Origin of the sequence: Flavobacterium sp., from assembly GCF_040383245.1 — a bacterium.
Taxonomy (GTDB): domain Bacteria; phylum Bacteroidota; class Bacteroidia; order Flavobacteriales; family Flavobacteriaceae; genus Flavobacterium.
Window position 1 is genome coordinate 44,207 of sequence record NZ_JBEIDX010000019.1, and the last position, 10,503, is coordinate 54,709.

Below are 10,503 nucleotides of genomic sequence, written 5' to 3' on the forward strand. Positions count from 1 at the left end.
CAGTTCCGATTTCTCGGAACTGAATACAGAACTGCTTTATTCTTCTAAACGGATGTCTAAACCAAGTCCTTTCAATTCATGCATTAATACATTGAATGATTCTGGTAAACCTGGTTCTGGCATAGTTTCTCCCTTAACGATTGCTTCGTAAGTTTTCGCTCTACCAATTACGTCATCCGATTTAACTGTTAAGATTTCACGAAGTGTACTTGATGCTCCATAAGCTTCAAGTGCCCAAACCTCCATCTCTCCAAAACGCTGACCTCCAAATTGAGCTTTACCTCCAAGTGGTTGTTGTGTGATAAGTGAGTAAGGTCCGATAGAACGTGCGTGCATCTTATCGTCAACCATGTGTCCAAGTTTCAACATATAGATAACTCCAACTGTTGCTGCTTGGTGGAAACGTTCTCCTGTTCCTCCATCATATAAATACGTATGACCAAATCTTGGAATTCCTGCCTCGTCTGTTAGTTCATTAATTTGATCTAAAGTTGCACCATCAAAGATTGGTGTTGCATATTTACGACCTAATTTTTGACCAGCCCATCCAAGAACGGTTTCATAAATTTGTCCAATGTTCATACGAGAAGGTACACCAAGTGGATTCAATACAATATCTACTGGAGTTCCATCTTCAAGGAAAGGCATATCTTCATGACGAACGATACGAGCAACAATACCTTTGTTACCGTGACGACCCGCCATTTTATCCCCAACTTTCAATTTACGTTTTTTAGCGATGTATACTTTAGCTAATTTCAAGATTCCTGCTGGCAATTCATCTCCTACAGTAATAGTGAATTTCTCTCTACGCAACGCTCCTTGTAAATCGTTTAATTTGATTTTGTAGTTGTGAATCAAATCGTTTACTAAACGGTTTGTATCCTCATCTGCAACCCATTGACCTTTTGTTAAGTGAGCGAAATCCTCTACAGCGTAAAGCATTTTTTGAGTGTATTTTTTACCTTTTGGTAATACTTCTTCACCCAAATCGTTCATAACTCCTTGCGAAGTTTTTCCATTAACAATTACAAATAATTTTTCAATTAATTTGTCTTTTAAATCAACGAATTTAGTTTCAAATTCCATTTCAAGTGCAGTCAAATCGTCTTTGTCTTTTGTACGCTTACGTTTATCTTTTACTGCTCTTGCAAATAATTTTTTATCTAAAACTACACCATGTAAAGAAGGAGAAGCTTTTAATGAAGCATCTTTTACATCACCTGCTTTATCCCCGAAGATAGCTCTTAAAAGTTTTTCTTCTGGAGTAGGATCTGATTCTCCTTTTGGAGTAATTTTTCCGATAAGAATGTCGCCAGGTTTAACTTCAGCTCCAATTCTAATCATTCCGTTTTCATCTAAATCTTTAGTAGCTTCTTCAGAAACGTTAGGAATATCATTAGTTAACTCTTCGTTTCCTAATTTAGTATCTCTAACTTCTAATGAATAATCATCTACGTGGATTGAAGTGAAAATATCATCACGAACTACTTTTTCAGAAATTACAATCGCATCCTCGAAATTGTATCCTTTCCATGGCATAAATGCTACTTTAAGGTTTCTACCGATTGCTAATTCTCCGTTTTGAGTAGCATATCCTTCACAAAGAACTTGACCTAATTGAACTCTGTCACCTTTTCTTACGATTGGTTTCAAGTTAATAGAAGTACTTTGGTTGGTTTTTCTAAATTTAATTAATTGGTATGTTTTTTCATCTGTATCAAAACTTACCATTCTTTCTTCTTCAGTTCTGTCGTATTTGATAGTAATCATGTTAGCATCAACATACTCTACAGTTCCGTTTCCTTCTGCATTAATTAATACCCTAGAATCAGAAGCAACTTGACGCTCTAAACCAGTTCCAACAATTGGAGCTTCAGGGCGTAATAATGGCACGGCTTGACGCATCATGTTAGATCCCATCAAGGCACGGTTCGCATCATCATGCTCTAAGAACGGAATTAATGAAGCTGAAATAGAAGCAATTTGGTTAGGCGCAACATCAGTGTAATGAACCGAAGAAGGTTCAACTACTGGGAAATCACCCTCTTCACGAGCAATTACTTTATCAGCAGTAATTTTTCCTTTAGCATCCATTTCAATGTTTGCTTGCGCAATCATTTTTCCTTCTTCTTCTTCTGCGCTTAAATAAATAGGTTCAGAATTTAAATCTACTTGTCCATTAGTTACTTTACGGTATGGTGTTTCAATGAATCCCATTCCGTTAACTTTAGCGTAAACTCCTAGAGAAGAGATCAAACCAATGTTTGGTCCCTCTGGTGTTTCAATCGGACAAAGTCTACCGTAGTGTGTGTAGTGAACGTCACGAACCTCAAATCCGGCTCTTTCACGAGATAAACCACCTGGCCCAAGGGCAGATAATCTTCTTTTGTGCGTAATCTCTGCAAGTGGATTGGTTTGATCCATAAATTGAGATAACTGGTTGGTACCAAAGAAAGAGTTGATAACCGATGATAATGTTTTAGCATTGATCAAATCGATTGGTGTAAACACCTCGTTATCTCTAACGTTCATTCTCTCACGGATGGTTCTAGCCATACGAGCTAAACCAACACCAAATTGTTGTGAAAGTTGTTCTCCAACAGTTCTTACACGACGGTTAGATAAGTGGTCAATATCATCAATATCTGCTTTTGCATTTATTAACTCAATCAAATATTTTATAATGGTAATGATATCTTCTTTAGTTAAAACTTGTTTTTCCATTGGAAGATCAAGGTTTAACTTTTTGTTCATTCTATAACGACCTACTTCACCTAAGTTGTAACGTTGGTCTGAGAAGAATAATTTATCAATAATCCCACGTGCAGTTTCCTCATCAGGCGGTTCTGCATTTCGTAATTGTCTATAGATGTGCTCAACAGCTTCTTTTTCAGAGTTTGTTGGGTCTTTTTGTAATGTATTGTGGATAATAGCATAATCTACTTGATTATTATCCTCTTTGTGTAATAAGATTACTTTTACATCGGCATCTAGAATTTCTTCTACATTGTCTTTATCTAAGATAGTGTCACGATCTAAAATAATTTCGTTACGCTCAATAGATACAACTTCTCCAGTATCTTCGTCCACAAAATCTTCGTGCCAAGTGTTCAATACTCTCGCAGCAAGTTTTCTACCTACATATTTTTTAAGTCCTGATTTAGAAACTTTAATTTCTTCAGCAAGATCAAAAATTTCAAGGATATCTTTATCTCTTTCAAAACCAATAGCACGTAAAAGTGTAGTTACTGGTAATTTTTTCTTTCTATCAATATATGCATACATTACATTATTGATATCGGTTGCAAATTCTATCCAAGATCCTTTAAAAGGAATTACTCTTGCAGAATATAATTTAGTACCATTTGCGTGGAAAGATTGTCCAAAGAACACTCCAGGAGAACGGTGCAATTGTGATACAACAACACGCTCGGCTCCATTTATTACAAATGTTCCGCTTGGTGTCATGTAAGGTATTGTTCCTAAATAAACGTCTTGAACTATAGTCTCAAAATCCTCATGTTCTGGATCGGTACAATATAATTTAAGACGAGCTTTTAAAGGAACACTATAAGTTAAACCTCTTTCGATACACTCTTGAATGGTGTAACGAGGTGGATCAACAAAATAATCTAAGAATTCTAATACAAATTGGTTTCTTGTATCGGTAATTGGAAAATTTTCCATGAAGGTGTTGTATAACCCTTCGTTGCCTCTTTCATCTGATTTAGTTTCCAATTGGAAAAAATCTTTAAACGATTTAACCTGAACATCTAGAAAATCTGGATATTGAGGTATATTTTTCGTTGAGGCAAAATTCAATCTTTCAGTCTGATTTGTTATCATCAATGGACAAAATTTTGATTAAAAAAAAGTAATTTTTGTGTAAAAACACTGTTTAACCTATACTTTTCCTTTTATTAATCAGCACATCTTATAAATAAACCAGGAAAATTTAGTTCATTTCTTTCATCGTAGTGATTAATTTTTTTATCCGTATTTTATAAATTACATAATAAAATTTGCAATAAATATATTATACGAAAAATGGTTTAGGCCCTTGGACGTTATTGTCCAAGGCCTAAACCTAGTTCTAAAACCATTGTTAAATTATTTTAATTCAACAACAGCTCCAGCTTCTTCTAAAGATTTTTTCAAACCTTCAGCTTCAGCTTTAGATACTCCTTCTTTAATATTAGCTGGAGCACCGTCTACCATATCTTTAGCTTCTTTCAATCCTAAACCAGTTAATTCTTTAACTGCTTTAACAACTGCAAGTTTAGAAGCACCTGCTTCTTTAAGTACTACAGTGAATTCTGTTTGCTCACTTGAAGCAGCATCACCACCACCAGCAGCACCACCAGAAACCACAACTGCAGCAGCAGCTGGTTCGATACCATACTCATCTTTTAATATTGTAGCTAAATCGTTAACTTCTTTTACTGTTAAATTAACTAATTGTTCTGCGAATTGTTTCAAATCTGCCATTTTTTCTATCGTTTAAAATGTTTTGTAATTTATTTTTGTTTACTCGTGCGCGTATTTATTCTGCTGCTACTCCTTTTGATTGTGCATTGTTTAATAATGCAGAAAGGATTCGCTTAGCTGGTGATTGAAGTAATCCGATGATTTCTCCAATAACTTCTTCTTTAGATTTAATAGATACTAAACTGTCTAAAAGATTTTCACCAATATATATTTCATTATTGATAAATGCTCCTTTAAAGTTAGGTTTATCTGCTCTCTTTTTGAAATCTTTTATTATTTTAGCTGGTGCATTTGCAACATCAGAAATAAAGATTGATGAATTTCCTTTAAGAACTGAAGGTAAATCTCCGAATTCTTTGTCAGAAGCTTCCATTGCTTTTTCTAAAAGAGTGTTTTTTACAACTTCTAATTTAATTCCAGCTTTAAAACAAGCTCTTCTTAAACTTGAAGTAGTTTCTGCATCTAATCCTGAAGTATCTGCTATATATACTACATTAGATTCTGCCAACTTTGCAGTTAAATCTTCTATCGCGATTGATTTTTCTTCTCTAGTCATAATAAAATTTGTTTAACTACCAATTATACTGCTTTAGGATCTAAAGCAATAGCAGGACTCATAGTACTTGATAAGTGGATAGACTTAATATAAGTACCTTTAGCTGCAGTTGGTTTTAATTTGATTAATGTTTGAATAATTTCGTGAGCGTTGTCTACAAGTTTGTCAGCTTCAAAAGAGATTCTTCCAATTCCTGCGTGAACGATACCAGTTTTATCAACTTTGAAGTCAATTTTACCAGCTTTTACCTCAGCAACTGCTTTACCAATTTCCATGGTTACAGTTCCAGTTTTTGGGTTTGGCATTAAACCTCTAGGACCTAATACACGTCCTAATGGACCTAATTTACCCATAATAGCTGGCATAGTGATGATTACATCAACATCTGTCCAACCATCTTTAATTTTTTGAAGGTAATCGTCTAATCCTACATAGTCTGCACCAGCTGCTTTAGCTTCTGCTTCTTTATCTGGAGTTACTAAAGCTAATACTTTAGTGTCTTTTCCAGTTCCATGAGGAAGAGTTACAACTCCTCTTACCATTTGATTTGCTTTTCTTGGATCTACTCCTAAACGAACAGCAATATCTACCGACTCATCAAATTTTGCTGAAGCAACTACTTTCAATAAAGATGAAGCATCTTTTAAAGAATATAGTTTGTTTTTTTCAATTTTTGAAGCAGCCTCTTTTTGTTTTTTTGTCAATTTTGCCATTTCTTACCTTAATTTAGAGGAGAATCTCCAGTTACAGTTATACCCATAGATCTAGCTGTTCCAGCAATCATGCTCATTGCTTTTTCAATTGTGAAAGCATTTAAATCAACCATCTTGTCTTCGGCAATAACCTTAATTTGATCCCAAGTTACATTAGCAACTTTTTTTCTATTAGGCTCGCCTGAACCAGATTTTAATTTAGCAGCATCCAATAATTGAATAGCAGCAGGTGGAGTTTTTACAACAAAATCGAACGATTTGTCTTTATACACAGTAATTTGTACTGGTAAAACTTTGCCGGGTTGATCTTGGGTTCTAGCATTAAATTGCTTACAGAATTCCATGATATTAACTCCAGCAGCTCCCAAAGCAGGTCCAACCGGTGGCGACGGGTTCGCAGCACCTCCCTTAACTTGTAGTTTAACTACTTTACTAATTTCTTTAGCCATTTTTTAAAAATTTTACATCTCTCAATTGGAAGCGATTGATGCGGTTTATTATATATGTAACAAAAATTATACTTTTTCAACTTGCATAAAGCTCAATTCTAATGGTGTTTTTCTTCCGAAAATTTTAACCATTACTTCAAGTTTACGCTTTTCTTCATTAATTTTTTCAATAGTTCCGTTGAATCCATTGAAAGGTCCATCAATAACCTTAACTGTTTCATTTAATTTGAATGGTATTGATTGTGTATCTACATTTACTGCAAGTTCATCAACTTTACCAAGCATTCTATTTACTTCAGATAAGCGCAAAGGCACTGGATCGCCCCCTTTTACTTCTCCTAAGAAACCAATAACTCCTGTTATTGATTTAATGATATGTGGGATTTCTCCAACAAGATTAGCTTCGATCATAACATATCCTGGAAAATAAACTTTATCCTTAGATATTTTTTTTCCATCTCTTACTTGAACTACTTTTTCTGTTGGCACAAGAACTTGTGAAATGTATTCACTCATTCCTAAACGGCTAATTTCAGTTTCAATATAAGATTTAACTTTATTTTCCTGTCCACTAACAGCTCTTACAACATACCATTTATTCACACTATTATCAGCCATAATAAAAATATTATCCTTTAATCAATTTGAAAAAACTAGCAATGGTTCTAGAACAAAGTTCATCAACTCCCCATGTAGCCAAAGCAAATAGTACTGAGAAAAGAGCAACTACAATAGTTAATCTTTGAACTTCAGCCCATTCTGGCCATGTAACATTTGATTTTAATTCTTCAAATGCCTCCGAAAAATAATTAAATACTTTTGACATAATGCTATATATATTTTTGGCACGGGCGGAGGGATTCGAACCCCCATCAACGGTTTTGGAGACCGCTATTCTACCCTTGAACTACGCCCGTTTTATTATAAAAGCCAGCAGAGAAGTCTAAAAAGACCCTCTGCTGAATTTTTATTTAAAATAAATTTATTCTACGATTTCAGTTACTTGACCAGCACCTACTGTTCTACCACCTTCACGGATAGCAAAACGTAATCCTACGTTCATAGCGATTGGGCTTAATAAAGCAACATCAATAGTTAAGTTATCTCCAGGCATAACCATCTCTACCCCTGCAGGTAAAGAAATAACTCCTGTTACGTCAGTTGTACGTACATAGAACTGTGGACGGTAGTTATTGTGGAATGGAGTGTGACGTCCACCTTCTTCTTTTTTCAAGATATAAACCTCAGCTTTAAATTTAGCGTGTGGTTTTACAGATCCTGGCTTAACGATAACCATTCCTCTTTTGATATCTTCTTTAGCAACACCTCTTAACAAGATACCTGCGTTATCTCCAGCCTCACCTCTATCAAGGATTTGACGGAACATTTCGATACCTGTAATAGTTGAAGTTAATTTTTCAGCACCCATACCGATGATTTCAACTGGATCTCCTGTATTACAAACTCCTGTTTCGATACGACCTGTAGCAACAGTTCCACGACCAGTAATTGTAAATACGTCCTCAACTGGCATCAAGAATGGTTTTTCAGTATCACGAATTGGCTCTTCAATCCAAGCATCTACAGCTTCCATTAATTCAATAATTTTTGGAACCCAAGCTGGATCGTTGTTCAATCCACCTAAAGCTGAACCTTGAACTACAGGACCATTATCTCCATCATATTCGTAGAAAGATAATAAATCTCTGATTTCCATTTCAACTAATTCTAATAACTCAGCATCGTCAACCATATCCACTTTATTCATGAATACAACGATACGAGGAATACCAACTTGACGTCCTAAAAGGATGTGCTCACGAGTTTGTGGCATTGGTCCATCAGTTGCAGCTACTACTAATATAGCACCGTCCATTTGAGCAGCACCAGTAACCATGTTCTTTACGTAATCCGCGTGACCTGGACAGTCTACGTGTGCGTAGTGACGATTAGCTGTTTCATACTCAACGTGAGAAGTGTTGATAGTAATACCTCTTTCTTTTTCTTCTGGAGCATTATCAATTTGATCAAATGATTTTGCTTGACAGTAACCAGCATCAGATAACACTTTAGTTATTGCTGCAGTTAAAGTTGTTTTTCCGTGATCTACGTGTCCGATCGTACCAATATTTAAGTGTGGTTTCGAACGGTTAAAGGTTTCTTTTGCCATTTCAATTAATTTTAAACTTAGTTATTATATTTATTAGTGTTCAAATTTCTTAATCTTGAGCCAACTACGGGAATTGAACCCGTGACCTCTTCCTTACCAAGGAAGCACTCTACCCCTGAGCTAAGTCGGCAAGGAACGTAAAGTTTTCACCAACACTCTTTAAGCGCAAACCTAAAGACATCAAGGATTACAAGCGAGCTTGTGATCCGTAAGGTGAACCCTTACTAAATTTTCAAATAAAAATTTTTTACAAAGCAAGCTCTGTAAAAATTTTAATTAAAAAAATTCTGTGGGGAGAGCAGGATTCGAACCTGCGAAGACGTAGTCAGCAGATTTACAGTCTGCCCTCGTTGGCCGCTTGAGTATCTCCCCAACTTTTAATATTACACCTTACTGGCTTTGAGCCGGCGGAGGGACTCGAACCCACGACCTGCTGATTACAAATCAGCTGCTCTAGCCAACTGAGCTACGCTGGCATTGGCAATAAAAAAAGTCCGCTATTTCTAACGGACTGCAAATGTAGGTATTTATTTTATGTTACAAAATATTTTTTATAAAATTTTCATTTATTTTAAATTCTGACTTTTTCTTTTCTTTTTATTAATCGTCTTTCTAAAGATTCGGCAGCTAATTCTATAGCACCTTCGAATGTTTTGCATTTTTTCTTAACCAAAAATTCATCTCCAGGAACATTGACTTTTACTTCAACAATCTTATTTTCCTTATCACTTGTATTTTCAACTTTGAAAAATACCTCTGTGGAAACAACTTTGTCATAAAATTTATCTAATTTATTTAATCTTATTTGAACAAAATCAACCAATTTTCTATCTGCGGAAAAATTAACTGCATTTACATTTACCTTCATGACTATTAAATTTATGATTATTACTATTTTTTGTTTCTGGGATGGGCCTGTCCGTAGATCTTTTTTAACTCAGATAAACTGCTGTGGGTATATACTTGAGTTGAAGCTAAACTGGCATGTCCTAATAATTCTTTTACTGAATTTAAATCGGCTCCGTTATTTAATAGGTGTGTCGCAAAAGTGTGTCTTAATATGTGTGGACTCTTTTTTACCTTTTCGGAAACATCACTAAAGTAATAATTTATCAATCGATACACAAATGAATCATTTAATTTAACACCTTTTAACAGTAAGAAAAAATAGTCCGAATCTTTAATTGATAATAATTTAGTTCTTTCGGCTAAATATTTTTCAATTTGCACTGCAATAACGGGTACAATTGGAAGTATTCGCTCTTTATTTCTTTTTCCTAATACTTTAAGTGTACGATTTTGTAAATCAATATTTTGCATTTTCAAACCAATCAATTCTGTTCTTCGTATTCCGGTAGTGTAAAAAAGATCAATGATTAATTTATCGCGAATTCCGTCAAATCCATCTGGGAACTTTAAATTATTTAACACCATATCCAGTTCGTTTTCAGAAAATGGAATTTGTAATTTCTTAGGCGTCTTTAACGATTTGTGTTTTAATAAAGGACTAGACTCAATTACTTTAATCTTTAGTAAGAATTTGTAAAAGGATTTTAAAGAAGATATTTTTCTATTTACAGAACTATTGGAAACACCTGCGTCGACCATCGAAACAATCCAACTTCGTATCATGCTATAATTCACTTCTTCTAACTTTTCTGTATCAAAATTAGATTTCAAAAACTCCTGAAAGAAAATTAAATCATTTCCATAGGCATTAACCGTATGCAAGGAATAATTTTTTTCGAGCTGAAGGTATTCTTGAAAAGCTTTTGGATAAGTCAAATTATAATAATTAAAGTAGTGAAAGATTTATTTGAAATTAAACCAATAAAAAAATCGTTAGTAACAAAGTTATGAAACTTTAACTACTAACGATTATTATTTAAATAGAAAATTGATTATAAACTTTCTAATTTGTCTTTCATGTTTTGAATGTAAGCCGCTTTTTGGATTTTCATTCTATTTGTAACAGAAGGTTTGATGAAAGCTTGACGTGCACGCAACTGACGAACAGTTCCTGTTTTATCAAATTTTCTTTTATAGCGCTTTAATGCTCTATCGATATTTTCTCCGTCTTTAATTGGTATAATTAACATAATATAGACACCTCCTCTCGTTAAG

General features: G+C 34.4%; 11 protein-coding genes and 4 tRNA genes. All 15 read right to left on the reverse strand.

Features of this window, described 5'->3' with window-relative positions; all coding sequences use genetic code 11:
* Positions 1-36 precede the first annotated feature (36 nt).
* Complete coding sequence (rpoB, locus tag ABWO08_RS08645; RefSeq protein WP_353085209.1) at positions 37-3,849, reverse strand: DNA-directed RNA polymerase subunit beta; 3,813 nt, start codon at positions 3,847-3,849, stop codon at positions 37-39.
* A gap of 264 nt (positions 3,850-4,113) precedes the next feature.
* Entirely contained in the window at positions 4,114-4,491 is a 378-nt protein-coding gene (gene rplL, locus ABWO08_RS08650) for a 50S ribosomal protein L7/L12 (protein ID WP_353085211.1), read from the reverse strand.
* A gap of 55 nt (positions 4,492-4,546) precedes the next feature.
* Positions 4,547-5,047 carry a 50S ribosomal protein L10 gene (gene rplJ / locus ABWO08_RS08655; protein ID WP_353085213.1) on the reverse strand — a complete coding sequence of 167 codons (501 nt, stop codon included), beginning with the start codon at positions 5,045-5,047 and terminating at the stop codon, positions 4,547-4,549.
* Positions 5,048-5,070: 23 nt separating this feature from the next.
* The gene (gene rplA / locus ABWO08_RS08660; RefSeq protein WP_353085215.1) at positions 5,071-5,760 is read right to left on the reverse strand and encodes a 50S ribosomal protein L1; all 690 of its coding nucleotides are present in this window, start codon (positions 5,758-5,760) and stop codon (positions 5,071-5,073) included.
* Positions 5,761-5,768: 8 nt separating this feature from the next.
* On the reverse strand, positions 5,769-6,209 hold the full coding sequence (gene rplK, locus ABWO08_RS08665; RefSeq protein WP_353085217.1) for a 50S ribosomal protein L11: 441 nt from the start codon (positions 6,207-6,209) through the stop codon (positions 5,769-5,771).
* Positions 6,210-6,275: 66 nt separating this feature from the next.
* Entirely contained in the window at positions 6,276-6,827 is a 552-nt protein-coding gene (nusG, locus tag ABWO08_RS08670) for a transcription termination/antitermination protein NusG (protein ID WP_353085218.1), read from the reverse strand.
* A 10-nt stretch (positions 6,828-6,837) separates the two neighbouring features.
* On the reverse strand, positions 6,838-7,035 hold the full coding sequence (gene secE / locus ABWO08_RS08675; protein WP_353085220.1) for a preprotein translocase subunit SecE: 198 nt from the start codon (positions 7,033-7,035) through the stop codon (positions 6,838-6,840).
* Between the two features lie 17 nt (positions 7,036-7,052).
* A tRNA-Trp gene (locus ABWO08_RS08680) sits at positions 7,053-7,126 on the reverse strand.
* A 65-nt stretch (positions 7,127-7,191) separates the two neighbouring features.
* A complete protein-coding gene (gene tuf / locus ABWO08_RS08685; RefSeq protein WP_353085222.1) occupies positions 7,192-8,379 on the reverse strand; it encodes an elongation factor Tu in 1,188 nt (395 codons plus the stop codon).
* A gap of 58 nt (positions 8,380-8,437) precedes the next feature.
* Positions 8,438-8,509 (reverse strand) — tRNA-Thr (locus ABWO08_RS08690).
* A 160-nt stretch (positions 8,510-8,669) separates the two neighbouring features.
* A tRNA-Tyr gene (locus tag ABWO08_RS08695) sits at positions 8,670-8,751 on the reverse strand.
* A gap of 30 nt (positions 8,752-8,781) precedes the next feature.
* A tRNA-Thr gene (locus tag ABWO08_RS08700) sits at positions 8,782-8,855 on the reverse strand.
* 95 nt (positions 8,856-8,950) lie between these two features.
* The gene (hpf, locus tag ABWO08_RS08705; RefSeq protein ID WP_353085224.1) at positions 8,951-9,247 is read right to left on the reverse strand and encodes a ribosome hibernation-promoting factor, HPF/YfiA family; all 297 of its coding nucleotides are present in this window, start codon (positions 9,245-9,247) and stop codon (positions 8,951-8,953) included.
* A 23-nt stretch (positions 9,248-9,270) separates the two neighbouring features.
* Positions 9,271-10,164, reverse strand: a complete 894-nt coding sequence (locus ABWO08_RS08710; protein WP_353085226.1) for a tyrosine-type recombinase/integrase — start codon at positions 10,162-10,164, stop codon at positions 9,271-9,273.
* Positions 10,165-10,280: 116 nt separating this feature from the next.
* Positions 10,281-10,478: a 30S ribosomal protein S21 gene (rpsU, locus tag ABWO08_RS08715; protein ID WP_353085228.1), complete on the reverse strand. Its 198-nt coding sequence runs from the start codon at positions 10,476-10,478 to the stop codon at positions 10,281-10,283.
* Positions 10,479-10,503 lie beyond the last annotated feature (25 nt).